This is a genomic window from Dietzia sp. 2505 (assembly GCF_040546785.1).
GTDB lineage: Bacteria > Actinomycetota > Actinomycetes > Mycobacteriales > Mycobacteriaceae > Dietzia.
This window is the reverse complement of record NZ_JBEPON010000007.1, coordinates 51027-76255: the sequence shown is the minus strand read 5'-3', so window position 1 is coordinate 76255 and position 25229 is coordinate 51027. Positions and strand designations below refer to the sequence as shown.

General features: G+C 67.8%; 23 protein-coding genes. 5 read left to right on the top strand and 18 right to left on the bottom strand.

Translation table 11 applies throughout. The features are described 5' to 3' along the window. Positions 1–24: 24 nt before the first annotated feature. From ABIE38_RS13700 to ABIE38_RS13650, 11 genes are all read right to left on the bottom strand, one after another. Positions 25–1665: a hypothetical protein gene (locus ABIE38_RS13700; RefSeq protein WP_354057164.1), complete on the bottom strand. Its 1641-nt coding sequence runs from the start codon at positions 1663–1665 to the stop codon at positions 25–27. Positions 1666–1951: 286 nt separating this feature from the next. Next, entirely contained in the window at positions 1952–3136 is a 1185-nt protein-coding gene (locus ABIE38_RS13695) for a TerC family protein (protein ID WP_354057450.1), read from the bottom strand. A gap of 41 nt (positions 3137–3177) precedes the next feature. After that, on the bottom strand, positions 3178–4170 hold the full coding sequence (locus tag ABIE38_RS13690) for a bile acid:sodium symporter family protein (RefSeq protein WP_354057162.1): 993 nt from the start codon (positions 4168–4170) through the stop codon (positions 3178–3180). 21 nt (positions 4171–4191) lie between these two features. After that, on the bottom strand, positions 4192–4599 hold the full coding sequence (locus ABIE38_RS13685; RefSeq protein WP_354057160.1) for a RidA family protein: 408 nt from the start codon (positions 4597–4599) through the stop codon (positions 4192–4194). A gap of 49 nt (positions 4600–4648) precedes the next feature. Beyond that, the gene (locus ABIE38_RS13680) at positions 4649–6247 is read right to left on the bottom strand and encodes a gamma-glutamyltransferase family protein (RefSeq protein ID WP_354057158.1); all 1599 of its coding nucleotides are present in this window, start codon (positions 6245–6247) and stop codon (positions 4649–4651) included. An 11-nt stretch (positions 6248–6258) separates the two neighbouring features. Further along, positions 6259–6612: a Rieske (2Fe-2S) protein gene (locus tag ABIE38_RS13675; protein WP_182613268.1), complete on the bottom strand. Its 354-nt coding sequence runs from the start codon at positions 6610–6612 to the stop codon at positions 6259–6261. A 61-nt stretch (positions 6613–6673) separates the two neighbouring features. Beyond that, a complete protein-coding gene (locus ABIE38_RS13670) occupies positions 6674–8128 on the bottom strand; it encodes an aldehyde dehydrogenase family protein (protein ID WP_354057448.1) in 1455 nt (484 codons plus the stop codon). Between the two features lie 67 nt (positions 8129–8195). Then, the gene (locus ABIE38_RS13665; protein WP_354057156.1) at positions 8196–9455 is read right to left on the bottom strand and encodes an NAD(P)/FAD-dependent oxidoreductase; all 1260 of its coding nucleotides are present in this window, start codon (positions 9453–9455) and stop codon (positions 8196–8198) included. Between the two features lie 59 nt (positions 9456–9514). After that, positions 9515–9850, bottom strand: coding sequence for a Rieske (2Fe-2S) protein (locus ABIE38_RS13660; RefSeq protein WP_354057154.1), 336 nt, complete (start codon positions 9848–9850; stop codon positions 9515–9517). Positions 9851–9933: 83 nt separating this feature from the next. Then, entirely contained in the window at positions 9934–10650 is a 717-nt protein-coding gene (locus ABIE38_RS13655) for an iron-containing redox enzyme family protein (RefSeq protein WP_354057152.1), read from the bottom strand. A gap of 108 nt (positions 10651–10758) precedes the next feature. Beyond that, on the bottom strand, positions 10759–11214 hold the full coding sequence (locus ABIE38_RS13650) for a GlcG/HbpS family heme-binding protein (protein ID WP_354057151.1): 456 nt from the start codon (positions 11212–11214) through the stop codon (positions 10759–10761). Between the two features lie 169 nt (positions 11215–11383). On the opposite strand from ABIE38_RS13650, the gene ABIE38_RS13645 reads away from it, so the two are divergent. The 3 genes from ABIE38_RS13645 (at position 11384) to ABIE38_RS13635 (ending at position 14782) form a co-directional block, all read left to right on the top strand. Further along, positions 11384–13123, top strand: a complete 1740-nt coding sequence (locus ABIE38_RS13645) for a PucR family transcriptional regulator (RefSeq protein WP_354057149.1) — start codon at positions 11384–11386, stop codon at positions 13121–13123. Positions 13124–13348: 225 nt separating this feature from the next. Further along, positions 13349–13786, top strand: coding sequence for a nitroreductase family deazaflavin-dependent oxidoreductase (locus tag ABIE38_RS13640; RefSeq protein ID WP_354057147.1), 438 nt, complete (start codon positions 13349–13351; stop codon positions 13784–13786). A gap of 66 nt (positions 13787–13852) precedes the next feature. Further along, entirely contained in the window at positions 13853–14782 is a 930-nt protein-coding gene (locus ABIE38_RS13635) for a patatin-like phospholipase family protein (RefSeq protein WP_354057145.1), read from the top strand. 18 nt (positions 14783–14800) lie between these two features. On the opposite strand, the gene ABIE38_RS13630 is transcribed toward ABIE38_RS13635, so the two are convergent. Then, positions 14801–16057, bottom strand: coding sequence for a glutaminase (locus tag ABIE38_RS13630; protein WP_354057143.1), 1257 nt, complete (start codon positions 16055–16057; stop codon positions 14801–14803). A 176-nt stretch (positions 16058–16233) separates the two neighbouring features. Here ABIE38_RS13630 and ABIE38_RS13625 point away from each other — a divergent pair, with 176 nt between their 5' ends. Further along, positions 16234–16836 carry a fasciclin domain-containing protein gene (locus tag ABIE38_RS13625; RefSeq protein ID WP_354057141.1) on the top strand — a complete coding sequence of 201 codons (603 nt, stop codon included), beginning with the start codon at positions 16234–16236 and terminating at the stop codon, positions 16834–16836. Positions 16837–16970: 134 nt separating this feature from the next. Here ABIE38_RS13625 and ABIE38_RS13620 read toward each other — a convergent pair whose 3' ends face one another. Both ABIE38_RS13620 and ABIE38_RS13615 read right to left on the bottom strand, forming a co-directional pair. Beyond that, on the bottom strand, positions 16971–18431 hold the full coding sequence (locus ABIE38_RS13620) for an FAD-dependent oxidoreductase (RefSeq protein ID WP_354057139.1): 1461 nt from the start codon (positions 18429–18431) through the stop codon (positions 16971–16973). Between the two features lie 79 nt (positions 18432–18510). Next, entirely contained in the window at positions 18511–19989 is a 1479-nt protein-coding gene (locus ABIE38_RS13615; protein WP_354057137.1) for an aminotransferase-like domain-containing protein, read from the bottom strand. 95 nt (positions 19990–20084) lie between these two features. Here ABIE38_RS13615 and ABIE38_RS13610 point away from each other — a divergent pair, with 95 nt between their 5' ends. Beyond that, positions 20085–21356 (top strand): pyridoxal phosphate-dependent aminotransferase, encoded by a 1272-nt coding sequence (locus ABIE38_RS13610; protein ID WP_354057135.1) that lies wholly within the window; start codon positions 20085–20087, stop codon positions 21354–21356. A 180-nt stretch (positions 21357–21536) separates the two neighbouring features. On the opposite strand, the gene ABIE38_RS13605 is transcribed toward ABIE38_RS13610, so the two are convergent. From ABIE38_RS13605 to ABIE38_RS13590, 4 genes are all read right to left on the bottom strand, one after another. Then, complete coding sequence (locus tag ABIE38_RS13605) at positions 21537–22712, bottom strand: alpha/beta hydrolase (RefSeq protein ID WP_354057134.1); 1176 nt, start codon at positions 22710–22712, stop codon at positions 21537–21539. An 89-nt stretch (positions 22713–22801) separates the two neighbouring features. Then, a complete protein-coding gene (locus ABIE38_RS13600; RefSeq protein ID WP_354057132.1) occupies positions 22802–23323 on the bottom strand; it encodes a glutathione peroxidase in 522 nt (173 codons plus the stop codon). Positions 23324–23390: 67 nt separating this feature from the next. Further along, positions 23391–24728, bottom strand: coding sequence for an MFS transporter (locus tag ABIE38_RS13595; RefSeq protein ID WP_354057130.1), 1338 nt, complete (start codon positions 24726–24728; stop codon positions 23391–23393). Positions 24729–24916: 188 nt separating this feature from the next. Continuing rightward, on the bottom strand, positions 24917–25222 hold the full coding sequence (locus tag ABIE38_RS13590; protein ID WP_354057446.1) for a transglycosylase family protein: 306 nt from the start codon (positions 25220–25222) through the stop codon (positions 24917–24919). Between the last annotated feature and the right edge of the window lie 7 nt (positions 25223–25229).

Genomic DNA, 25229 nt, shown 5'->3' with positions numbered 1-25229 from the left:
ATTCGCTCGTCAGATGGTCTCACTTCAGAGAATGAGGATGGCGATGGTCGTGGACAGGGTCAGTCCGGCCATCACGGGGACGAAGCACTTTCGCGCCAGGTCGACCGCTGAGGTCCGGGTGACGCCGGCGACCGCGACCAGTGACGACCACGCCACGAGGGTTCCGCCGCCGGCCCAGATGTTGCCCATCTGACCGATCGCCGCGAGCGTGGCCGGATCCATGCCGACCGCGGGCGCCAACCCGCCGGCCAGGGAACCGGTGAGCGGGAGGCCCGAGAAACCCGACCCGTCCAGCCCGGCGACGAGACCGATCAAGAGCACACTGAACCCGGCGAAGAACGCGTTCTCCGGGATCCCGGACTGGGCCGCGGTGACCATGTCGAACAACAGAGTCGGGGCAGTCTCACCCTCCCCCAGACCGAGGATCTGTCCGGCGAACTCACCGTTGCCCAGGAAGAAGAACCCGGCGATCGGGATCACGATGCCCATCGCACGGAAAGCGAACACGAGACCCTCGATGATGTGCTCGGCGCACGTCTCGAAGAACCCCGCCTTCGTGGCGTCGGTGGCGCAGATCAGGTACGTCATGATCACCGCGATGCCCCCGACTATCGCCGCCGCGTCGCCACCCTCGAGATCGGGCACAGCCGTGAACTTGGCGATCAGCAGGTAACCGATGAACGCGGTGTAGGCCAGCGGCACCAGCACCGCGAACGCCCGCGCCTTCCTCGAACTGGGCGCCTGCTCGAAGACGTCCTCACGGTAGGCGATCTCCTGTTCGGGCCCTGGCTCACTGTCCGTCAGGGTCATCACCGTCGACCCGCTGACCGGATCCTGAGCCGTCGCCGCCACAACCGGCTGCGGCTGCGGCTGCGGCTGCGGCCGAGAGACAGCTCGACCCACGAACGCACTCAACGCCTTCGCCCGCATCCGACTCTCCGACGGGACCTTCGACCGCCCCGACCCGCCCCCCAGCGGAAGATCGACACCCCGCTCCCACGCATCCAACAACTCAGGGGAAGGACGACGGAAAGACCGGCGACTGGTGAAATACGTGATCACCATGGCCGTGATCCCCACGATCAGCGACATCACCATCGCCTTGTCAGCAACCTCATCAACACCCACACCCGCCGCGGTCGCCGACAACCCCGGCGCCACCTTGATGATGTAGTCCGACGACAACGCCATCCCCTGACCCGCCAGAGCGATGATGACACCCGCGGTCAACGGCGGCAGACCCGACCGGATCGCCACCGGGATCAGCACGGCCCCCACCAACGGCACCGCAGGAGTAGGCCAGAAGAACAGCGAGATCACATAGGTCACCACAGCAATGACCAGGAAACTCGACGTCGGCCCCTTGATCACCCGACGAAACGGCCTGATCATCAAAGTGTCAGCACCGATGGCCTTCATCGCCCCGAGCATGGCCGTGATGAAGGCGATCACCAAGAAGATGTTGAACAACTCCCCGGCCGCCACGAGACTACCCAGGAAGATAGACGCCAGACCGGCGAGAGGATCCATCGTGTACACCGTGGCGGTCACCAACGTCGCCACCACAGCCGGCACCACGATGTTCTTACGCGCCATCATCGTCACGAGAATGACAACGATCCCGATGAGATAACACCAATGCGCGGCAGTAATCTGAATATCCATACCTAGCGCCTTCTCGTTGGTCGCACGCTGTAGAGCTGGTGCTCACGGAAAGTGATGCCACAATGCTCTCCGGATGTGACCGCCCTCACAACAGATACTATGCACAGTGCGAGACGGAGCCGTTGTGAACAATGACCCCGGAGGCCGCAGGTAGCGCCTCTGGACCAGCTGCGTCTGGGCGCTGGTAGCTGCGGGGGCACGCTCTGATCAAGTACGAGGGGATACGCACACCGATCGACCGGTCACCGCCGGCCTTCCGGTCGGGCATGCCCTCCTGTGGCCCCTGCTAGGTGCGCGAGTAGCGCTCGTGCAGTGCGTACGCCTGCTGTAGTAGCTGCTCGAGTTCCCAGAGTTCGCCCGGGCCTCCGAAGTACTTGGGCTCAACGGATCCGAGTTTGCTCTCGTTCTCGATGATGCGGTTCCAGAGCCGCTCGCGCTCCTCGGTCTCGTCGGAGAATCTGGTGTCGAGGTACGACTCGCTGCAGCGGCGGAGGTCGCCGACGATGGTCAGGGCCTTACCGGCCGGGCTGATCAACGAGGCGATCACGGTGATGACGAGCACGCCGACGATCACTGCGAGAGAGATCGAGGTCGGCACCTCGACGACATTGACGTGTTCGCCGTTGTTGATGAACGGCAGGCTGTTCTCATGCAGAGCATGGAGGATCAGCTTGACGCCGATGAACCCCAGAATGGCCGCAAGACCGAACGACAGGTAGACCAGCCGGTCCAGTAGGCCGTCGATGAGGAAGTACAGCTGGCGCAGGCCGAGCAGCGAGAACACAGTGGCCGTGAAGACGATGAAGACGTTCTGTGTGAGCCCGAAGATCGCCGGGATCGAATCGAGGGCGAACAGGAGGTCGGTGCCACCGATGGCCACCATCACCAGCAACATCGGCGTCATGACCTTCTTGCCGTTCTCTATGGTGAACAGCTTGTCGCCGTCGTAGTGGTCGGTGGCCGGGATGACCTTCTTGGCGAGACGCACCGTGATGTTGTCGGCGTCGTCCGACTCGTCACCGGGGGTCAGCAGCCGGCCGGCGGTGACGATGAGAAACAGACCGAATATGTAGAACAGGAAGGCGAAGTTGTCGAGTAGAGCTGCGCCGATGACGATGAACCCGGTCCGGGCGACGATCGCGAAGGTGATGCCGAACAACAGGACTTTCTGCTGGTCTGCTCGGGGCACCTTGAAGCTCGACATGATGATCAAGAACACGAACAGGTTGTCCACCGACAGCGCCTTCTCGGTGACGTACCCGGCGAAGAACTCCACACCCATCTGGTGTCCGCCGAAGATCCACACCGTGACCCCAAACATGATCGCGAAACCCACGTAGATCGAGGACCAGATCGCAGCCTCGCGCAGCGTCGGGATGTGTGCCTGCCGCACATGGAAGAAGTAGTCGAACGCCAGCAACGCCACGATGAGGGCAATCGTCATGCCCCACACGAGCGGGGTGGCACCCATGGCGGATTCCACGAGCTCTCCTTGTTTGATCGGGGTGTCGTCTATCCGACGGCCACGGCAGCGGATTCATCGTTTCTGCGTCCGAGTTTCTGGGCCAGGACAGCGCAGACGATCAGCTGGGCCTGGTGGTAGATCATGAGCGGCAGGGCGATCATCCCGAGCGAGCCGCCCGAGAAGAGCACCGCGGCCATCGGCAGCCCGGCCGCGAGACTCTTGTTAGCGCCGCAGAACAACACGACCACGCGATCGGGCTGGGAGAATCGCAACACCTTGCCGTAGAAGAATGCGGTGCCAAGTGCGAACGCGAGCAACGCCAGACAGATCACGGCGGTGATCACCAGCTGGGACGGCGCCGTGGAACTCCAGATCCCCTCGACCATTCCAGCGCTGAACGCCCCGTAGACGACGAGGAGAATGGCCCCGCGATCAACGACCTTCGACACGATCGGCCGCGCCGACAACCACTGGGACAGCCACCGACGGGCCACCTGTCCGAGAAGGAATGGGACGAGGATCTGCAGCACAATGGAGAAGATCGCACCGCCCCCGACCGAGGACGAGCCGGATGCAGCCATCAGGAGAATCACAAGCAGCGGGGTCACGAAGACCCCCAGCACGCTCGAGAGCGACGCCGTGACGATCGCTCCCGCGACATTGCCCTTCGCCACGGAGGTGAACGCGATCGAGGACTGAACCGTTGACGGTACGAAACACAGGAACAGCAGGCCCATATACAGTTTCTCGTCGATCAGCGCGGGGCTGAGCAGCTGTAGAGCGATGCCCACGGCGGGGAAGAGCAGAAAGGTCATCGACACGACGGCAGCATGCAGCTTCCAATGAGTGAGCCCCTGAAGCGCTTGTCGAGGAGAGAGCTTGACCCCGTAGACGAAGAACAGCAGCGCGATCCCGATCGTGCTCGCTACGTCCAACACCTCCGCGAACACGCCGCGTGCAGGCAGGATCGCCGCCAGCGCCACAGTCGCGAGCATCGAGAGGATGAAGCCGTCGATGTAGAACCGCCGTAGGAACTTCATTGCACTCTTTTCCGATTGAAGTTAAACCCGAACCGCCACGGTCAACTCCACCTCGACCGGCGATCCGCCGGGAAGCGAAGTCACACCCACGGCGGCTCGGCTCGGTAGGTAACCGATCCCCAACCGGTTGAGGATCTCGACCGAGGCACCGTCGGCCACTGCGGAGTGGGACGTGAAGTCTGCGCCGCAGGCGATATAGACCGTCATACGCAGGCAGGTGTCGATCCGGTGTAGTCCGCCGAGCTCGGCGGCCAGCGCCGCGAGCGCATTGCCCGCGGCGAGACCGGCGGCGCGCGACGCCTCGTCGATCGTCACTTCTTCTCCCACCCGCCCGACGACGACGAGCTCGCCGTCGACGCGGGGCGTCATCCCCGCACTCATGGCGAGTGAGCCGTGGGATCTCGCCGCGACGTACTCGCCCTGCGGCACTAGCGACTGATCTGTCGCTCGTCGGAGGGGGCCTCCTGAAGCGGGGCTGTCACCAGCCAAGGGACACCCCCTCTTGTCGAGGGTCACAGCCCCCGGTCAGGAGACCGCGTTCGCGGTCTACGGAGATGACCTGCGCACTGCCCTCGGCTCCCCACTCGCCCTGACCCCGGACGGAGTGCCCCATCGCCCGGAGTTGCCGGATCACTTCGCCTCCGAGGCGGGACTCATACCGAAGCTCGGGCTCATCGCCGACAGTGTCGGCGTCGCTGCCGGGATATACGGTGAAGCGAGGTGCGGACACCGCTTCCTGGGCGTCGAGGCCGTGGTCGAGGAGGTGCGACAGGATCTGCATGTTCCACTGCACCTGCCCGTCGCCGCCCGGGGTGTTCCCCACGTGAAGCAACCGCCCCGCGGTGTCGGTGGCGACCCAGGCGTTCAGTGTGTGCAGCGGCTTGCGGCGCGGCTTGACTTCGTTCGGGTGCCCGTCGAGGAGGTACGCCCCCCGGCCCAGGCGGTTGTTGAGGACGACGCCGGTCCCGGGGATCACGATCTTCGCGCCGAAGGTGAACGCCAGCGAATGAATGAAGCTCACTGCGCGCCCCTCACCGTCGACCGCGACCATGGAGGTGGTGTCGCCCTCGGACGTAACGAACGGACGCTGCTCCGATCGCTCGTCGAGTCGGCCACGCCCCGCCCGCACCTCAGCGGGGCTGAGCGTCGTGGACCAGCGGTCGGTATCGCTGCCGCAGAAGGCATACCGGTCCTGGAATGCCTTGCGGGCGGACCGCGCCAGTCGGTCGATCGCGCCGGCGCTGAGCCAGGGCTCGAAGCCCACAGCGTTGTCGCAGAGGAGGGCCTGTTGCAGCACCATCCATCCGGCAGACGGCACCGGTGTCTGGTGGATCACCGCGCCGGCATACTTCGCGGAGATCGACTCCTCCGTCGTCGTCGTCACCTGCGCCGACCACTCGTCCCCGGTGAAGGGCGCACCTCCGTCCCGGAGGTGCCTGACCGCACGGTCTGCGAACTCGCCGGCGTAGAAGAATCCCAGCGGGTCTGCGGCCGTCGCTCTGATCGTCGCCGCCAACTCCGGCTGCCCCAGGGGATCACCGACTCCGGGAACCCGAGCATCACGCAGGAAAACGTTCGTCATACCGGGGTCGTCGCGGATACCCCCCAGGGCGACAGTCAGGTCCCGCGCGGTCTTGGAGGAGCAGGGTAACCCGCGCTCTGCCGCTGCGGCCGCCGGCTCCCACAACTCGGCGAGGTCGCGACTCCCGCCACGGGCAGCCATCGCGGCCATGGCCGCGACACCTCCGGGCACCGCGACCGCGAGGGCGCCGTCGAGCGGGAGCGCGGACAGCCCGAGTTCTCGGTAGAAATCGGCGGTCCCGCCATCGGGGCCGAACCCACTTCCGTTGACTGTCCACACCTGTCCGTCGGGTTCACGAACGACCGCGAAGGCATCCCCGCCGATGCCGCACTGCCCCGGCAACGTCAGCCATGACATCGCCGCCATCGCCAGGGCGGCGTCGACCGCATTGCCACCGTCTTCCAACACGCGCAGGCCGGTCGCGCTCACCCGGGGGTGGCTCGACGACACCATCGCTTCGCCGGCCAGAGCCGCCGGCCGTTTCGGTGCAGTCATCGACTTCCCCTTCACGCGTTCCGCATGGCTCGCCGACGCGGGCCACCGTCGTCTCCGACCTCTACGCCGACAAAGATCTCACCGTCCCTCTCCTCCACCGGGTACGTCTTGATCGCGACGGTGGCCGGGGGGTAGACGGGCTCGCCCGACTCGAGGTCGAACACACTCCCGTGGCAAGAGCAACCGATGCCGTCGTCGACGAGCTTTCCGGACGACAGCAGGCAGTCCAGGTGGGTGCAGTAGTTGGATGTCGCGTAGGCGGTTCCGTGGAGCCGGGCGACCGCCAACTCGACGTCCCCTGCGAAAAAGCGGCGGACCATTCCTTCGCGGACCTGTCCGGACCGGGCAACCGAGACGAATTCCATGACTTTTCCTCGCTGTCTGTGCTCGACGTAGTCGAACGTCGTGGGATGGGTTTCCTGTGACTCAGCTCGCGAGGTAGACGGTCTTCTCCCTGAGGTAGAAGTGCATCATCGTCTCCCCGGCTTGTTCCTTGTGTGTCTGCGTACTCGAGGCCTTGAATCCGCCGAAGGGGGCGTTGAGAGCCATTCCGGTGGTCGGCTGGTTGATCTTGACCAACCCCGTATCGGCGCCAGCCGCGAACTCGAGGGCCCGTCCGATGTCCCGGGTCATGATTGCGCTGCTCAGCCCGTACTCGCTGCTGTTGACTGCCGTCAGCGCCTCGTCCATGGTCGAGACCCGCTGGCAGGCGAGCAGCGGCCCGAAGACCTCCTCGCACGAAATCCGCATGCCGGCGGTGACGTCACCGAAGACCTGTGGATTGACGAAGTAGCCACCATCGGCGGCGACGGCGGCGGTGTCGGTCAGTCGGACGGCCCCGTCACCGCTGGCCGCATCCACATAACTGAGGAACTTCTCGAACTGCGGGCGGGAAGCAAGGGGGCCCATCGTTACGCCGTCCGCGTCCCCCCGCCCGACGACGATCTGCCGTACCTTCTCGAGGATCCGTTCCACCACTGCGTCGTAGATCGAATCGACGAGAATCGCGCGACTGGAGCCGGTGCACGCCTGACCGGACAGCCCGAAGGCGCCTTTGACAATGGTCGCCGCGGCCTTGTCCGGATCCGCGTCCTCGAGCACCACGACTGCGTTTTTCCCGCCCATCTCGAGTTGTGCACGGCGGTCGGGGCTGCCAGCGGCGTGGATCGCGCGGCCCACCGCCGTCGACCCGGTGAACGTGATCGCCGGAATACGTGGATCCGACGCCAGGGCGCGGCCGACCTCGGCGTCGCCGTGGACGAGGGCGATCGCCGAAGCTGGCAACCCCCCTTCCAGGAGAGCCTCGACCATGCGCTGGCCCAGCAAAGGCGTGATTTCCGAGGGCTTGTAGATGACCGCGTTGCCGGCCGCGAGAGCGGGTCCGAGTTTCCTGCTGGGAATGTTCAGTGGAAAGTTCCACGGCGTGATGACCGCCACGACACCGACCGGCTCTCGTCGCGTGTACACCAGGGGCGCTGCGGGGGACGCGAAGGTATGTCCGCCGATCCTCAGGGCCTCACCCGCGTAGAACCGCAGGTTGGTAGGGGTGCGGGACACCTCGAACGATGCCTCGGCGCTCGTCTTCCCCTCCTCACGGACCAGTTCGGACACGAGTTGGAGGGCCTGTGACTCGAGAACGTCTGCCGCCCGCATCAGAACCTGGGCACGCTTCTCCGGACTGGTCGCGGCCCACTCCGCTGCCCCGTCGACAGCCGCGTAGACGGCGGCGTCAACATCGTCAGCAGACGAACGCGGAAAGGTGCCGACGACTTCGGCGTAGTCCGCCGGGTTCTCACGTTCAAAACGTCGTCCGGTGGTCGACTCGATCCACTCCGAACCGACGAAATTCAGTCCGTCAACTGGTTCAGCTCGCGGGGTCATTGGGTTCTCCTGGGTAGATGGCAGCTCGCCGGTCATCGGCTGGTGCGCAGTGGTGATGGTCATCGACTCACACCATCGCTTCTTCGATCTCGTCCAACACGTCCGCGACGTCCATCAGGTCGGTGGACTCGTCCGACAGTCGGTCCGCCACTGACCCGACATCGAGTCCGACCATGACCCGGGCGCCCATGATGTCGTCGCCCCGGTCCATAGCGAAGGCGCCGACCAACGTGCTTCCGGCGAGCATGAGGGCCGAGAATTCCAGCGTCTGGGGATCCCCCCGGTAGATGATCCGGTCGACGTCCGCGGTGGTGCCCACCACTTGGATGTTGCTGTCGTACTGGTCTGACCAGAACCAGGGGGCATCGAACGCACCGGAGGCCCGCCCCAGGATGGTGTTGGCCACCGCGGCCCCCTGTCGGCCGGCGATCTCGAAGTGCTCGATCCGCCGGGTCCCCCCGATCATCGGCACCTCCCATTCGGCCACGTCCCCCGCAGTGAGAATCTCGGGGACACTCGAGCGACCGGCGGTGTCCGCGAGTATGCCGTTGCCGACAGCAAGGCCACTCTCCTCGGCGATGCCGGTATTGGGGATCATCCCGATGCCGATCACCACCGCGTCACCGACGACCGTCCCGCCGTTCCCGGTGCGGACGATGACCTCGGTACCGCGCTCCTCTATCGACTCGATAGGTTGACCGCAGCTGATGCGCACCCCGTTCCGGGAATGTAGTTCACACACGGCATCCGCCAACTCAGCCGGGAGTACCCCGGCGAGAGGCCTCGGCCCGGCCTCGAAAACCGTGACCTCCATGCCCAACCGGCGCACGGTCGAGGCCACCTCGAGCCCGATATATCCGCCGCCGACGATGACCATGTGACCACCTGGTCGAATGGCAGATCGCAGGGAGTCCGCATCGTCGAGGGTGCGGAGGTAATGGACGCGGTCGGAGGGCGCGGCTCCCGGGAACCGCCGTGGGCGGCCACCGGTTGCCAGGACCACATGTGAAGCGTCAAGCCGCCGTCCGTCCGAAAGCAGCACTCGACGGGAGGTCGCATCGATCCGTACGGCGGCGGTGCCCGAGACCAGCTCGACGTCCTTGTCGGTGAGCCACCGGTCATCGAACAGTGACAGTGAGTCGAAGTCCTCCTGCCCCGAGAGATATCCTTTGGACAGAGGCGGGCGCTGGTACGGCATATGGGGCTCGTCACAAACCAGCGAGATCGAACCGTCGAAGCCTCTGCGTCGCAGAGTGCGGACCGCGGAGGCGGAGGCTGTGCCACCGCCCACCACGACGACGTGATGGCTCTCGGATATGGCGGTCATTGCGATCAACTACTTCCGTGAGGCGCCGGACGAGGTCCGACGCCGGGTCCGGGGCGCGTCTAGATGGCCTGTTTTCTCGGCGTAGCCGAGACGAAGACGGTGCCATCGACGATCTTGGTCTCATAGGTTGGCTGGCATTCGTCCTGGTCCTCGGCGTAACCGGTCTCCAGGTCGAACTTCCATTGGTGGCCGGGGCAGATCACCGCCCCGTGCAGAATGGTGCCCTTGAACAGCGATCTCTCCTGGTGAATGCAGATGTCGTGGAACGCGAAGACATCCGGTCCGACCTTGAACAGAGAGACCGGCTCGCCGGCGACATCGACCAGCATCTTCTTTCTGGCGCCGAAGCTGCTGAGCTGAACGGTTGCGACCCATTCCTCGACTGGAGCGCTCACGGGTGTCCTCCGATGTGTGTGCTCGAGATGCACCCGCCGCGGCGGCCACCCTCAGGCGCCGCCGCGGCGAGTGGGACGGCCTGTCAGGCCACGGACTCCAGGTCGGGTGCGACGTAGCTCTCGTAGAGACCCTTGGTGTACGCGAACCGCATCTCGGCACCCCACCGCACGGCCTGCAGGCAGCGTTGCTGGAGCTCGACGGTGTCGGCGTGGTCGAGAACGATCTGGTAGCCGCGCTCACCGTGGACCTCATCCGAGGTGATGTGGAGATCGAAGAACTCGATCTCGTCCTCCGAGAAGCCGTACGCCTCCCGCATCGGAACGATCTGCTTCTTGTAGATGCTCGGAACCTGCGACTCGAGACCCACGATCAGAGCGGCTGTCGCGACGACGAAGTGCTCGCGCATGGCGATCGCATAACACCACGACTGCAGACCCCGTGTGATCGCGTTCATGTTCTCCGGGTCCTCGATGCGCTCGCGCGTGGTGCCGCAGGCCTCGGCGAAATGGATCAACAGGTCCGTGTGCCGAATGTCAGCCAGTTCTTCCTCGTACATGTTCTGCAGGAGGAAGTCCTTCGCCTCGGTGTACCGCTCCGGGGTGTTCGCGTAGATGTAGGACAGGTAGTCCGCGAAGGGGCCCACGTAGTGGTAGTGGTTCTCGGCCCACCGTGCGAAGTGGTGTCGCTTGAGCGTTCCCTCGGACCAGGCCTTGCTGAACGAGGCGTCCTTGGCTTCACGGCCCTTGATCGCCTCTTCTAGCGCTGCTCGGAAGTCTTCTCGGTTCAGGAGCTCGGTCATGGTGTCGTACCTTTCCGGTAGTCGACGACGTCCGTTCGGATCGTCGCGTAGGGGCTGGGTGCGCCCTCGCACCCGTTGTCTCAACAGGGCTCGTGATGGTGGGTTCGGTCAGACGGCGACGAAGGAACGCTCGACGACCTCGGCGAAGGCCTCGATCATGGCGGCGCCGACCGCCTTGTCCTGCTCTCCGTTCCCTCCACTGATCCCGACACCGCCCACGATCTCGTCGTGGATCTTGAGCGGAAACCCGCCGACGAAGACTGCGAATTTGCCGGGGAGCATGTGGCTGATCCCGAACGCCTCGTTTCCCGGGAGCGCAGGCCCGCCGGGGGCCTCGTTGAACAGATGCGTCGCACGCTCGTGGCCCGCGGCGGTGAAGGCCTTTGCGATCGCGATGTCCACCCCGGTGAGCCGGGCGCCGGGAAGGCGGTGGAGGGCCACGACGTTGCCGCCGTTGTCGACCACGCAGAGGGTCTGCTTGACCCCGATCTCATCCGCCTTGCGTCGGCCCGCTTCGAGCACTGGCAACGCGTCGTCCAGTTCGATCTTGGTGACTTGCCGCATCGGGTGTTCCCACTTTCCTGAGCGCGGTTCTTCTTCGGAGTTGCGGTGATCCTTCGATCACTACGACCAAGCTTCGACCAACGAGACCGAAGCCTCCATGGGCAGAGTGCACAGCTTTTTCGCCGGATTTGACACAACATGCACGGGCGCGGCATGGCATACTTCGGCCATGGCTGCACACGCGCACGCCGCGGACCACACCGAGCCGGAGCGTCTCCGCATTCGAGAGCTGTTGGACGAACCCGTCTTCGGCGGGTGGACGTTGCTCGGAGGAGACGACCGCTCGCTCGACGATGAGCTGCGATGGAGCATTCCTCTGGCACACGCCCTCAACCGCACGGGATCGTTGTCCGAACTAGCCGTCTTCGCGGAAGCCCATGAGGTCGACCATGCGCTGGCTCATATCGATGATCTCGCAAGATCCGGTGCCGCGGCGGTGATTGTTGCCGGGGCCACCGGTTCACTCTCACGTGCACCCCTACCCGTGGTCGGGGTCTCCAGGAACATTGATTTCCTGACTTTCAGCCGCCTCACCGGGGAGCGCGTCCTCAGCGAAGAAGCACACGTCAGGCGTTATGCGATGCAGGTACACGACCGAATTGCAGCGTTGTTGCACAGAGGCGCCGACCTGAACAGCCTGATCCGTGAGGTATCCGCGGTGTCGGGGCTCGACGCGGCAATCCTCGACACGCGTTCGCGGGTCATAGCCCACGGCATGGGCGGAACCCGGCAGGACAAGGCGCGGAAGATCGCCCTCCTCCAGACTCACTTCGCGGTGTCGGAACAGTTCAATCGAAACAGTTTGCGCGAAGAGCGCCTGTATCTCGCAAGCCCCCACAGCACCCCCGTTCCGCTGAGCCCGGTGTCGCTGGTCGCGTGGCGGATCCAGATGGGGCCGGTAGCAGAGGGATGGTTGGTGCTCATCCCGGGTGTTGATCACCGTGCCTTTCCGAGACACGACCTCGCGCAAGCAAAGGTTCTGCTCGAGCAGTCCGCGTCGATCGTCGCTACCGAACTCGTCCGTCAGCGCAGCATCGTGGAAGCGCAGGAGCGCGCACGCGGTGATTTCATGCAGGCGCTGGTACACGGCACCTACGCGAACAAGTCAGAACTGGCCGCCCGTGCGGAACACCACGACTTCCCCCTCGACTCGCTCTACACCGTCTTCGTGTCTCACGTGGGGTTCGGGGACTCCACCACATCGGAGCCAGAACAGGCGGCTCGGAAGCTGTCGCGGCTACTACCCAGGGAAGGTGGGTACCGCACGTTCGCAACCGTGTTGGGCGGGATAATCGTCGCCATTCGAGCCAACCCCGGGGCGCGCAATCCCAGAGGGGGCGGAACTGGCGTCAAGGCTGACGCCAAGGAGTTCGCCGAGGCCGCCTCGGCAATGCTCGCCACGGAACTCGGTGAAGGAGCCGCAGTCTGTTACGGATCAACCGCTCTCGACCCCTTGGCAATCCGGGAAAGCTATCGAGAGGCACGGGTGGCGTTGGAGGTTGCTCGGAGTCTCGGTCTTCGTGGCGGCATCCCACACGATGAAATTCAAGCGGTCTCAGTGCTCGCGTCCATCGCCGGAACGTCAGCCGGTGCGCAATTCGTCGGCCGCATGCTCGGTCCGGTGCGCAACCATGAGCTGGCTGAGGAACTCGAAAACACCTTGTCGGCGTACCTGGGGAGCGGCGGCAACATTAACGAGACGGCCCGCCGAATCCACGTACACCGCAATACCATGCTCTCCCGAATCGAGAAGCTATCCGGTTTGCTCGGAATGGACATCCGCAAGCCTGACCATCAGTTCTCTCTCCGGCTGGCCCTCCAGCTCGATCTCCTCACCGCCGCCCAGCAGAGGATCGCTCACGAGATCGCACCGCCGGAGTTGTACGCCAGTGGAGTGCGGCCGCACTGACACCACCCACTCGGCGTGTCCACACGACGAGCGGGTGACCACCACCTGGGGCGAAAGTTCGCAGAGGCTGGTGCAGCACCTGTGGGTTCGACGCAATGCAGTCCGCCCGCTACCTCGCGGTGATCGCGGCGCTCCGGAGGTTCACCGACCCCCTTGCCGGGTCGGGCGTAATGTCGCCCCGGTGACGACCCGCCAAGCGGGGTCGCACTGACGCGAGAGGCCATCATGCCGTTGACCGGTGAGTACGAGCCCAGCCCCAGCAAGTGGGTGCGGGACCAGGTCGAGCAGTACGAGAAGAGCAACGGGGCGTCGGGCTCCGAGCTGTCGGGAATGCCGCTGGTCATCGTGACCACGGTGGGCAAGAAATCGGGGAAGCTGCGCAAGACTCCCCTGATGCGGGTCGAGCACGACGCTTCCTACGCCGCCGTCGCCTCTCTCGGCGGCGCACCCACCCACCCGGTCTGGTACTGGAACATCAAGGCCCACCCGCACGTGGAGGTGCGGGACAAGGACCGGGTCGGTGACTTCGTCGCCCGCGAGGTGACCGGTGCGGAACGCGACCTGTGGTGGGATCGGGCGGTCGCGGTGTACCCCGACTACCGCGACTACCAGGAGAAGACCGAGCGGACCATCCCCGTGTTCGTGCTCGACCCCCGGGCCTGAGTTCCCTCACCGCCGCAACTACCGCACGCGCCGATCCCGGTGCCCTGCCACCCCAGGAGGTGTCGAATGACCCGAACCGCCCTCGTCCTCGGATGCGGTGGCACCATCGGGGCCGCCTGGGCGATCGCGGCCATGCACGCCCTCACCGAGCAGACCGGCTTCGATCCCCGCGATGCGGACGTCCTGCTGGGCACCTCGGCGGGGGCCGAGTTGGTGACCATGGTGGGCGGTGGCGTCGGGGTCGACGAGCTGGTGGACATGCAGCGTGGACGGGCGCAGGACCCCAGGCTCCGCGAGCACATCGCGTCCACCCCGCCCGGCAGACCACCGCTGCCCCGGCCACCCCTGCTCAATCCCGGACTGATGCGCACCCACTCCGGGCTGGCCGCCTTCGCCGGGATCGCCCCCAGCGGTCGCGGCGACCTGGGATGGCTGCAGCGGTTGGCCGAGGGGTTCGAGGTGGGCGCCTGGTTGCCCCACCCGGCCGCACGGATGGTCGCCTACGACATCCGCGCCGGTGAACGGGTCGTGTTCGGCGCGCGGGATTCGCCGATCGCGACCGTCGGCGAGGCGCTGCGGGCGTCGTGGTCGACCCCCGGGTGGATGACCCCGGTCCCCATCGGGAACCGCATCTTCGTCGACGGCGGAATGGGCTCGACCGCGTCGGTGGATCTGCTCGCGCCCGAGGACGCGGACCTGGTCTACGTCATCGCCCCCATGGCGTCGGCGCCCGGCGTCCGCGTGCCCGGCCCCGGCGGCCGGCTCGAATACCGCCTGATCCGACGCCCCATGTCGGCGGGACTGGCCGCCGAGATCGCGGTCGTCCGCGCACGGGGAACCACAGTGGTCCCGATCCTTCCGACGGCCGTCGACCTCGCGGGCCTGGGCGCCCACTTCATGAGCAGTACCCGCCGGGTGTCGGCGTTCGAGTACTCGATGAGGACCGCGCCCGACACCGTGCGCATCGCACTGTCCGACGCCGGTGTGGGCGCGTGACCCCGGGCCGCTGACGCGTCAGCGGGCCGCCCGCCGGGTGATCGGCCGGGACCCGTCCCCGAAGTCCGGATCGGGCAGACGGCGGCCGGGATCCGCGAGCCCCACCGGGTGCCCGTCCAGCGACAGCCGCCGCATGGACTCGAGCAACATGCGGCGCGCGCTCGCGTTGACCGAGGAGACCCGGCTCAGATCGAGGGTCACCTCGCCGTCACCGGGCGGGATCTCGGCCAACCGACGCAACACCTGCTCAGCGCTCGCGAACGTCATCGGCCCTTGGAGGCGGAAGGTGCGCCTGCCGGTGATCTCGTCGAACCGCACCGAGCGGACGGCCTCGACCTCGGTCACCGTGGTGTTCATCAGGTGGAGTTCCAGATCTCGCGAGAGCCGCTCGAACGTCCGGACCCCCTCGACACTGTGACCGTGTTCGTCGAGCCGGGGCGAGAAGACACCCAGACCCACCTGGCCGGGCAGGGCACCGAAGATCCCGCCGGACACCCCGCTCTTCGCCGGGATCCCGACGGTGGACATCCAGTCGCCGGCCGCGTCGTACATCCCGCACGTGGCCATGACCGCCAGCACCTGCCGTGCCACCGGCGCGGAGACGACGCGCTCGCGGGTGACGGGGTTGATCCCGCCGGTCGCCAGGGTCACCGCCATCACCGCCAGGTCGCGGACGGTCACCCGGTAGGCGCACTGGCGGGTGTAGCCGCGCACGGCCTCGTCCGGGTCGTCCTCGATGATCCCGCTGGCCCGGACCAGGTTGGCCATCGCCCGGTTCCGGAACGCGGTGCGCAGCTCGGAGTTCATGACGGCCGAGTCCACCTCGAGGCGCCGGCCGGCGAACGACGACAACCCGGCGGCCAGCGCCTCGTCACGCTCGTCCTCGGTGCCGCCGACCGGCCCGACCAGGGTGTGGGTGGTGATGGCCCCGATGTTGATCATGGGGTTCCGGGGTCTGCCGCTGATCCTCTCCAGGGAGATCTGGTTGAACGCGTCCCCGGACGGCTCGACGGCCACCTTCTCCAGAACCGCCTCGATCCCGCGGTCGCGCAGTGCCAGCGCGTAGGCGAACGGCTTGCTCATCGACTGGATGGTGAACTCGGCGTCCGCGTCACCGGCGGTGTAGACGACGCCGTCCATCGTGCAGGCGGCCACGGCGAACCGATCCGGGTCCACGGCGGCGAGTTCGGGGATGTAGTCGGCGAGGTGCCCGTCCGCGCCCGTCGAACACAGGTCGCGGATCTCGAGTAGGTAGTCAGGTACCGGCGTCTTCACGACCTCAGGGTGTCACGGCGCCCACCGGTCGCGCGCCCCGACGAGTCGCTCGGGTGGGGGTCGGGGAGGTGTCGGCGCGGTTAACGGCACTACAACGATTCTGTCTCACCGGTTACATCTGTCGCGGCCGTCCCCCCACACTGGGGTTACCCCCGACCCAAGACGAAAGGTTGCTCATGAAGCGGACGATCGCAGTAACGGGAGCTATCGGACTCGCAGTGTTCATGGGGGCGTGCGGCACGGACGACACGGCCGACGACGCCACCACCACTGAAGAGACCACCATGACCACGGAGATGACCACCGAGGAGACGACCGAGGAGGAGATGACGGAGGAGCCGGCGGCCACCGGCAACATCGTCGAGACCGCGATGGCCGCGGGGAACTTCACCACCCTCACCCAGGCGCTCGAGGCCGCGGGCCTGGTGGAGACCCTCGAGGGTCCCGGCCCCTTCACGGTCTTCGCACCGACTGACGAGGCCTTCGAGGCGCTGCCCGACGGTCAGCTCGACGAGCTCCTCGCCGATCCGACCGGTGACCTGGCCCAGATCCTGCAGTTCCATGTGATCGAGGGCGACGTCATGGCCGAGGACGTCATGGGGATGGACGGCGAGACCGTCGCGACCCTCCAGGGCGCCGAGTTCACCGTCGAGGTGGAGGGCGAGACCGTCATGCTGGTGGACGGAGCGGGCAACCGCATCACCGTCATCCAGACCGACGTGCCGGCCACGAACGGCGTCATCCACGCCATCGACGGGGTCATGATGCCCCCGGCCTGACAGGCACGGACGGGCCGAGAACGAGGAACGCCCCGGCTCGACCCGTCACGGGTCTGGCCGGGGCGTTCCTCGTTCTCGGGCAGCCGTCAAGGTCGCGCCGAATACTGGACTATCGTCCACTAACGGGGCCGGGGTCAGACCTCGTCGTAGCGCTTGAGGTCCCGGGTCGCCGGACCCTCGAGGAGTTCGCCACACGCCGAGAACCGCGACCCGTGCCACGGGCAGTCCCACGACCGCTCGGCCTCGTTCCAGCTCAGCGCGGCGCCCATGTGCGGGCACAGGAGCCCGACCCTGCAGGTCCGGCCGTCGTCCCCGGTGGCCTCGCCGATCGGTCGGAGGGTCGGCCGGGGAGGACGCACGGCCGCCTGCACGGCCGTGGCCGCGAGCTGCACCGGGAGGTCGGCGTACAGGGAGACGGACGTGCGGAGCACACCGGTGAGCGACGGCGTGCCGAAGGAGACGCGCGGCTCCCGTCCGCTGAGACGGTCCACCATGATCCCCGCCGCCGCGGGTGCGCCCGTGAGGCCCCACTTGCTGTACCCGCCGGCGAAGTGCACGCGTCCCTTCCCCCACGGCATCGGGCCGGACTTGGGCAGCAGCGTGACCGGGTGGAAGTCCTGCGCAGACCAGCCGTGGGTGAACTCGGCGCCGGGGAAGTGCTTGGCGGCGTATTCGCGCAGCGAGTCGATCTTGGATTCGGTGCCCGCGGCCGTCCCCGTGCGGTGGCCGTTTCCGCCCACCAGCAGGACCTCGCGGTCGCCCACGGGCACGCTCCGAAGCGAGCGGACCGGGCTCTCGACCGAGCCGTACATCCCCTCCGGCAGGCCGCCGGCGTACTCGAACGCGCACAGATAGGACCTCTCGGCCTCCATCGACGCCGCGGTGGGGCCACGGTCCAGGGCCGGGGACGCGGTGGCCAACACGACGTCACGCGCCGAGCACGTGCCGCCGTCGCTGCGCACCTCCACGTGGGCGTCCCCGTCCTGCCCCCGCACGTCCAGTCCGGTGACCCGGGAGTGCTCGACGATCCGGACACCGAGCGCCGTCGTGGCGCGGACCAGTGCGGCGAGCGCCTCGACGGGGTCGAGTTGCATCTGGTCGGGCAGCTCCACGGCGGCCCGGGCGGGGAACGGCACGTCGATCCGGTCGTACCACCGCGCGGGCAGTCCGAGGGCGTCGAGTGTGCGCTTCTCCGAGCGCAGGGTGCTGGTCCCCTTCAGGCTGCGCGAGAAGGTGACCGCCCGGGGTCGCTGCACCTCCACGCCGTGGGACCCGCAGAACTCCGCCCACCAGTCCAGGCCGTACTGGTTGGCCTCCGCGTAGGCGCGGGCGGTCTCCAGTCCGTGGTGCGAGCGGATGGTCGACAACCGGGTCCCCTGCAGGACCGAGACCTTGGCCGTGGTCGAGCCGCTGGCCCCGGCACCGACGGTGTGGGCCTCCAACACCACCACCGAGCTGCCCCGTGCGGCCGCGATCAGGGCGGTGATCAGGCCGGTGAAACCCGCCCCCACCACCACGATGTCCACGTGCTCACCCTCGGGGAACTCCGCCACCGGGGGATCGATCGTCGTGCGTCGCCAGAATGATGTGCCCATCGTGCGTCTCCTCCGAGCTCGGTACGAACCTCGCGCGGCCACTGTAAGGCCGCGCATCCCGTCTCGCACCCGCTGCGGCTCACATGCCACCGATCACCTGCCGCAGCCGCGCGGCGAACTCGTCCGCGCCGCGCGCCACGAGCCGCGAGTAGCTCAGCACCAGCCCCGGAACCGCGTACCGCGCGGATTGCCCGCTCAGCGACCGGGTGCGCCAGCCGGCCCGCTCGAGCTCGCGCACCACCTCGTCGTCGTCGTACCCGGGCAGCAACACACACAGGTGCAATCCCGCCTCTACACCCGTCACGTCGAGGTGCGGGCACTCCCGCGCGAGCGCGGCCACCAGACGGTGACGCCGGTCGCTGTATACCCGCGCCGCCCGTGCCAGGTGGCGGTCCATCGCGCCGGAGTCGATGAACGCGCCCAACGCCTCCGCGGGCAACGTCGACGGGCCGCGCCGGTGCACGACGAGCCAGCGGTCGACCTCACGGCGCAACGCGGCCGGCGGCAGGCACCACGCCACGCGCAGGTCGGGGGCCACCGACTTGGACGACGTTCCCACGTACGCCACGTGATCGGCCGCGGCGGGCAGGGTGACGAGCGCCGGCAGCGGGGCGACGCCGTAGCGGAACTCGCCGTCGTAGTCGTCCTCGATCACCAGCGACCCCGTGCGCCGGGCCCAGTCGACCAGCGCCACCCGCCGGTCCACGCTCATGCGGTGCCCCAGCGGGAACTGATGCGCGGGGGTGGTGAAGACGATCGCCCGCTCAGAGCCCAGCCGCGCCGAGTCGAGGCCGCCGGGCTCCGCGGGGTGGAACCGCACCTCGAGGTTCTGTTCGCGGGCCATCAGCAGTGCCCCCCGGTAGCCGGGGTCCTCCGCGTGGAACGCGACCGGGCCGTGTGCCGCGGCGAACGCCGAACACAGGGCCGCGATCGCCGAGCGTGAGCTGTCGAACAGCAGCGGGTCCGCTGCGGCGATGCCCCGGTGCCGGCGCAGGTGGTCGGCCAGCGCGGCACGCAACGTGGGACTCGGCTCCTCCCACGGGTTGAGGCCCGCCAGCCCCTGCGCGGCCGCCGCCCGCACCGCGGAGCGCCAGGCCCGCTCGTCCACCAGCGCGACGTCCGGGATCCCGGGACGCAGATCGCGCGCCGACCTGCCCCGACGGGGCTCTGGAACCGGCGACGACCCCGTGGCGGAGGACCGCGGCGACAACGACCGTGACGTGGAGGATCGTGACGTGGAGGATCGTGACGACGACGAGGTGTCGCCCCCTCCGCGCGTCCGCGCCCCGGCGCGTGCCGCCTGACCCGCCCCGGCGGCGACCCGGGTGCCCGACCCCTGGACGGAGTCGACGAATCCGGCCGCCGAGAGTTCATCGAACGCCCGGACCACGGTGCCGCGGGAGAGCCCGGTCTGCTCGGCGAGCGCGCGCGTGGAGGGCAGCCTGTCGCCGTCGGCCAGCGAACCGTCGGAGATCAGGTCGATCATCGTGTCCACCAGATCCGCGGCGCCCGAGACCTCACCCAGGACCAGGGATCCGAGACGGGAGGTTTGGGCCATGCGCCCAGCCTAGGCCCGCGGGCCGGAAAGTGGTCCCTCGACTGTGCGAGAAGTGGACCTTCTCGCCGGTCCACTTTCACGGTGGGATGGTCCACATGCAGATCTACCGCCAATCCCGACGCCTCCGCGACGTGCGCTACGACGTCCGCGGTCCCATCCTCACCGAGGCCATGCGGCTCGAATCCGAGGGCCACGACATCCTGCGACTGAACCTGGGGAACATGCACCCGTTCGGTCTCGAGGCCCGGCCCGAGATCGTCGATGCCGTGGCCCGTGAACTCGGCACGGGCCAGGCCTACTCGGACTCGCGAGGCATCCCGCAGGCACGGGCGGCGGTGGCCGACCACTACCGGCGCTGGGGCGTGCCCGGGATCCGCGCCGAGGACGTGTTCCTCGGCAACGGGGTGAGCGAGCTCATCACGCTGGTCCTGCAGGCGATGGTCGATCCGGGCGACGAGATCCTGGTCCCGGCGCCGGACTACCCCACGTGGACCGGCGCGGTGAACCTCACCGGTGGCGTGCCCGTGCACTATCTGGCGGACGAAGCCGATGGCTGGAACCCGTCGCTGGCGGACATCGAGTCCAAGATCACCCCGCGGACGACCGCGCTGGTGGTGATCAACCCCAACAACCCGACCGGCGCCGTCTACAGTGCCGAGACCGTCCGGGGGATGGCCGACATCGCCCGTCGGCACGGGCTCGTCCTGCTCAGCGACGAGATCTACGAGAAGGTGATCTTCTCGGGCGCCCGCCACCACCACGCGGCGCTGGCCGCCGGGGACGACGTGCTCTGCCTGACCTTCGGCGGGCTGTCCAAGGCGTACCGGGTGTGCGGATACCGGGCCGGCTGGGTCGCCGCGACCGGGCCCCTCGATCGGGCGCAGGACCTGCTCGAAGGACTCACCCTGCTCGCCAACATGCGGGTGTGCCCCAACGTCCCGGGCCAGTACGCGATCCCGGTCGCGCTGGCCGAGGACTCACCGTGGGGCGCCGACGTGATCGACCCCGACGGCCGGATCGAGCGACAACTCGCACTGGCCACCGAGCGCCTGAACGCCATCCCGGGAGTGAGCTGCGTGGCGCCCCGCGGCGCGCTCTACTCCTTCCCCCGGCTGGACACCGAGAGGTTCGGCATCGGGAGCGACGAGGAACTGGTGCTGGATCTGTTGCGCTCCGAGCACGTCCTGGTGACCCACGGCACCGGCTTCAACTGGCCCGAGCCGGACCACTTCCGGATCGTGTGTCTGCCCGACGCCGCGGTGCTCGAGAGCGCGATCGGCAGGATCGCCGGGTACCTCGAGCGACGTGCCGGCCTCCACCGGGAATCCGGTGCGCCATCGCGGACCCCGCTGTCCGCGATCGGATAGCGGATCCCGCCCGGGCCCGGGCGCGACCTCGAGCGGGCCCGCCTCCCCCGCCCCTGCCCCCCGTCGCCCGTCGCCCGTCGCCCGTCGCCAAGAGCGTTCCGCACACATCGCCCGAGAAGGAGGTGCGCGGAACGCTCTTGACGATGACGGTGACGAACTGGTGACGCCGCGGGGCGGGGGTCAGCCCTCGAGAGCGGGCTTGATGTGCTCCCAGCCGTTGTCGAAGTTCTTGAGGAAGTTCGGCCAGTTGTGGAATCCGGTCTCGGCGTAGTCGACGCGGTGCTCGACACCGGCGCGGTCGAGAGCCCTCTCGAACGCCTTGGAGCCTTCGAGGACACCCATCTCGAGCAACTGACCCAGGACCATGTTCATGAAGTCCGCACCGCCGCCGTAGTTGGCGAAGTCGTCAGGTCCGGCGACGTTGCTGCCAGCCGAGAAGAACACGCGGGTGCCCTTGAGGTCCTCGGCGTGGGAGATCGTGTCGTTCTGCCATCTCTCGCCGCGGTGAGGACCCCACATGTTCTCGACGTCGCCGCCGCGGGTCTCCAGCGTGCCGCGGACGGTCTGGTAGCCCAACGCGTCCATGGTCGAGTAGTAGCCGCTGAAGGACATGACACCCTGGTAGATCTCCGGGTAGGTCGCCGCCAGGTGCATGGCCGCCTGGCCACCCATCGAGATGCCGCCGATCGCATTCCTGCCGTTGGTGTTCAACCGCTCCTCGACGATCCCGGGCAGCTCCTGGATGAGGAACGTCTCCCACTTGTTGAAGCCCAGGACGGGGTCGGCGTTCTCCCAGTCCGTGTAGTACGAGGCGTACGCGCCGGTCGGAACGAACACGTGGACGTTCTCGTCGCGCAGACGGGTGTCGATGCGCGCCTGATGATTCCAGCCCGAGTTGTACTCGGGGGCGTCGACGCCGTCGAGCATGTACAGGACCGGTGCCGGCCCGTCGGACACGCGCGAAGGCACGACCTCGAGGATGACCTCGCGTCGCATGGCCGCCGAGGTGACCTTCCAGTACTCGTAGTCGCCGGACGTCCGCTCGACCTCGATGAACTCCGACTCCGTGATGGTCGGGTCCACCGGTCGGGGCTCGTTCCTGAGCGGCTGCGACGAGCCCTCCCCGTCGAGCGGGATATCAGCGGACCCGACTGAGCCGAGCGACCCGGCCGCCGAACCGAGCGGCACCGACCCCACGGCCTCCATGATGGCGTCCAGATCCTCGAGTCCGAGCGCGGAGGGGTCGATGCTGCCGAGCTGCGCTCCGGCCGGGGCGACCGAGCCGAGGGTCAGGGCGAGGGCGAGCGCGCCGACGGTGGCGGTGACAGTGGCGAGTCGGGGGACCAGGACGGGCATGCAGCTCCAATGTTCTCAGCGGTGACTCGGGAACCTTAGCCACAACAACCTGATTCGTCCCACTCCGCACACCGGCTCACCGCACGGCCTCACTCGCCCCGCAGCGCCTCCTCGACGGCCTTGCGCAGGTCCTCGGGCTTGCGATTGGGGCCGAACCGACCGACCACGGTGCCGTCCCGCCCGATGAGGAACTTGGTGAAGTTCCACGAGATCCGACCGCCCAGCAGCCCGGATTCCTGCGACTTGAGCCAGCGGTACAGCGGGTGGGTGCCCGATCCGTTGACCTCGATCTTGGAGAACAGCGGGAACTCCACCCCGAAGTTGCGCTCGCAGAACGACCCGATCTCCTCGTCGGTGCCCGGCTCCTGGTGGGCGAACTGGTCACACGGGAAGCCCAGCACCACGAAGCCCTGGTCGCGGTACTCCTCGTACAGCTTCTGCAGCCCCTTGTACTGCGGGGTGAACCCACATTTGCTGGCGGTGTTGACCACCAGAACCACCTGACCGGCGTAGTCGGCCAGGTCCTTCTCGCTCCCGTCGAGCAAGCCTGCTCGGAAGTCCGTGAGGGTGAGATTGTCATCGGGCACGGCGCGTCTCCTCGTCGTCGTCATGACCGGCGGCCTACACCCGCCGTCCGTCTCGAGGCTTCCACACCCCGGGGCGCATACGCACCCGGCATCACCGGGCCGCGGACGCCTCGGGCATTCTCAGCGCCGACGCCGCACCGATCAACCCCAGTATCGCGAGGAAGACCAGCGCCCACTCGACCCCCGCCAGCGCGATGACCGAACTGATGCCGCCCACCACGAGCAGGATGATCCCCATGGCCGAGTTGGAGACCGCGACGTAGGTCGTCCGCAGGTCGCCCTCGGCCACGTCCACGACGTAGGTCTTGCGCCCCACGCGGACCCCGGAGTGCAACAGGGTGAGCAGGAAGTAGCCGCTCACGAAGAACACGGTCCCCACCGCGGACGAGCCGTCGACGCCGGGGAGCGAGACGGCCACGACGAAACCCAGCGCCACGATCGACGCCGCGGCGGCCGCCCACGCCATGAGCCGACGGCTGGACCGGTCGGCGAGCCGGCCGAAGATCCGCCCCCCGATGAGCGAGGCGATCCCGGAGGCGAGGATGAACCCGCCGAGCCCGGCCAGCGCACCGGTGCCCGCCGCGACGGACATGGACACGATGAACGGCGGACTCAGCGACGACACGAGGATCAGGCCACGCACGGTGACAAACCTGCGGAACGTCCGGTCCTCGCGGAACATCCGGGCCGCCTCGGCGAACCAGGATCCGCCGCCGTCGCCGTCCGGCTGAGCGGCGGCCCCGGCGGCGGCCTCCCCCGCCGGTTCGGTGACGCGCGCGTAGACCAGTGCCGAGAGCACCCACAGCACCGCGCCGCCGGCCAGCAGCAGGGCGAGGTCGCCGGGCCCCAGGTCGTCGCCGCCGAACGCACGGATCGCCAGCCCCAGCGTCACGGCCACGATCCCGGCCGCCGAGGTGGCGAGCCCGATGATCTGACCCCGCTCGCCGGAGGGGATGGTGCGACCCTGGACGTCCTTGGAGGCGATCGAGCACAGGCACCGCCCGAGGGAGAACACCACCAGCGCACCCAGGATCCCCACGCCCGCAGCCGTGCCGTGGCCGAGTGCGGCGATGCCTGCCATCACCGCCACCGCCGCGGCCTGCACCCCCGCCCCCGTGACGAAGACCCACTTGCGGTGGGCGACCCGCAGGACGAGCGGCGTGAGCAGAACCTGGGGCAGCATCGACCCCGATTCCCTGATGGGGACCAGTAGACCGACCAACGCCGCGGGCACCCCCAGGGCGTGGAACAGCCACGGCAGTACAGTGGACGCGTTGACCGTCTGGTCGCCCGAGGACTGGAGGGTGTTGGCCGCCACCAACCGCAGGCCGTTGCGGGGGACGTCGCGCTCCACCTGCTCCGGGAGGTCGTTCCCGCGGGAGTGCTCGCGGGTCACGAGGGCGGAGTAGACGGTCTCGGCGGCGGTCACGGTCTGGAGAGCCTAATCGCCGCCGGACCCTGCGGTCGGGGGGCCCGAGGACGGACGCTCTCCCGCCGTCCGGGATGGATGCTCGCGCATCGCCAAGAGCGTCCCGCACACATCGCCCGAGAGACGGGTGTGCGGAACGCTCTTATTGATGGCGCCGTCGGCGTGATGGCGCCGGCGGCGGCCGTCGCTCAGCCCAGCGGGCCACCACAGTTGGGCCAGGCGCCCGGCCCCTGCCCGGCGAGCACGCGCTCGCCGATGTCGATCTGCTGCTCACGGGTGGCCTGGTCGGCGGTCGGGGCGTACTCGCCGCCGCCGAATCCGTTCCACGTCTGGGCGGCGAACTGCAGGCCGCCGAAGTATCCGTTGCCGGTGTTGATGTGCCAGTCACCGCCGGACTCACACTGGGCCACCTGGTCCCAGGCGCTCGCGGGCGCCGCGGAGGCGGCGGGAGCCGCCAGCGAGGCTCCGCCGGCGGCGAGACCGCCTGCGAGCATCGCGCCG

What these genes read in the sequence shown, in the direction of transcription:
- ABIE38_RS13635 (WP_354057145.1), top strand. Translation starts at nt 13,853, where the DNA reads ATGACCCGAACCGCCCTCGTCCTCGGATGCGGTGGCACCATCGGGGCC.
- ABIE38_RS13625 (WP_354057141.1), top strand. Translation starts at nt 16,234, where the DNA reads ATGAAGCGGACGATCGCAGTAACGGGAGCTATCGGACTCGCAGTGTTC.
- ABIE38_RS13655 (WP_354057152.1), bottom strand. Translation starts at nt 10,650, where the DNA reads ATGACCGAGCTCCTGAACCGAGAAGACTTCCGAGCAGCGCTAGAAGAG.
- ABIE38_RS13605 (WP_354057134.1), bottom strand. Translation starts at nt 22,712, where the DNA reads ATGCCCGTCCTGGTCCCCCGACTCGCCACTGTCACCGCCACCGTCGGC.
- ABIE38_RS13675 (WP_182613268.1), bottom strand. Translation starts at nt 6,612, where the DNA reads ATGGAATTCGTCTCGGTTGCCCGGTCCGGACAGGTCCGCGAAGGAATG.
- ABIE38_RS13620 (WP_354057139.1), bottom strand. Translation starts at nt 18,431, where the DNA reads ATGGGCACATCATTCTGGCGACGCACGACGATCGATCCCCCGGTGGCG.
- ABIE38_RS13700 (WP_354057164.1), bottom strand. Translation starts at nt 1,665, where the DNA reads ATGGATATTCAGATTACTGCCGCGCATTGGTGTTATCTCATCGGGATC.
- ABIE38_RS13600 (WP_354057132.1), bottom strand. Translation starts at nt 23,323, where the DNA reads ATGACGACGACGAGGAGACGCGCCGTGCCCGATGACAATCTCACCCTC.
- ABIE38_RS13590 (WP_354057446.1), bottom strand. Translation starts at nt 25,222, where the DNA reads ATGCTCGCAGGCGGTCTCGCCGCCGGCGGAGCCTCGCTGGCGGCTCCC.
- ABIE38_RS13650 (WP_354057151.1), bottom strand. Translation starts at nt 11,214, where the DNA reads ATGCGGCAAGTCACCAAGATCGAACTGGACGACGCGTTGCCAGTGCTC.
- ABIE38_RS13615 (WP_354057137.1), bottom strand. Translation starts at nt 19,989, where the DNA reads ATGGCCCAAACCTCCCGTCTCGGATCCCTGGTCCTGGGTGAGGTCTCG.
- ABIE38_RS13645 (WP_354057149.1), top strand. Translation starts at nt 11,384, where the DNA reads ATGGCTGCACACGCGCACGCCGCGGACCACACCGAGCCGGAGCGTCTC.
- ABIE38_RS13690 (WP_354057162.1), bottom strand. Translation starts at nt 4,170, where the DNA reads ATGAAGTTCCTACGGCGGTTCTACATCGACGGCTTCATCCTCTCGATG.
- ABIE38_RS13665 (WP_354057156.1), bottom strand. Translation starts at nt 9,455, where the DNA reads ATGACCGCCATATCCGAGAGCCATCACGTCGTCGTGGTGGGCGGTGGC.
- ABIE38_RS13670 (WP_354057448.1), bottom strand. Translation starts at nt 8,128, where the DNA reads ATGACCCCGCGAGCTGAACCAGTTGACGGACTGAATTTCGTCGGTTCG.
- ABIE38_RS13695 (WP_354057450.1), bottom strand. Translation starts at nt 3,136, where the DNA reads ATGGGTGCCACCCCGCTCGTGTGGGGCATGACGATTGCCCTCATCGTG.
- ABIE38_RS13640 (WP_354057147.1), top strand. Translation starts at nt 13,349, where the DNA reads ATGCCGTTGACCGGTGAGTACGAGCCCAGCCCCAGCAAGTGGGTGCGG.
- ABIE38_RS13610 (WP_354057135.1), top strand. Translation starts at nt 20,085, where the DNA reads ATGCAGATCTACCGCCAATCCCGACGCCTCCGCGACGTGCGCTACGAC.
- ABIE38_RS13680 (WP_354057158.1), bottom strand. Translation starts at nt 6,247, where the DNA reads ATGACTGCACCGAAACGGCCGGCGGCTCTGGCCGGCGAAGCGATGGTG.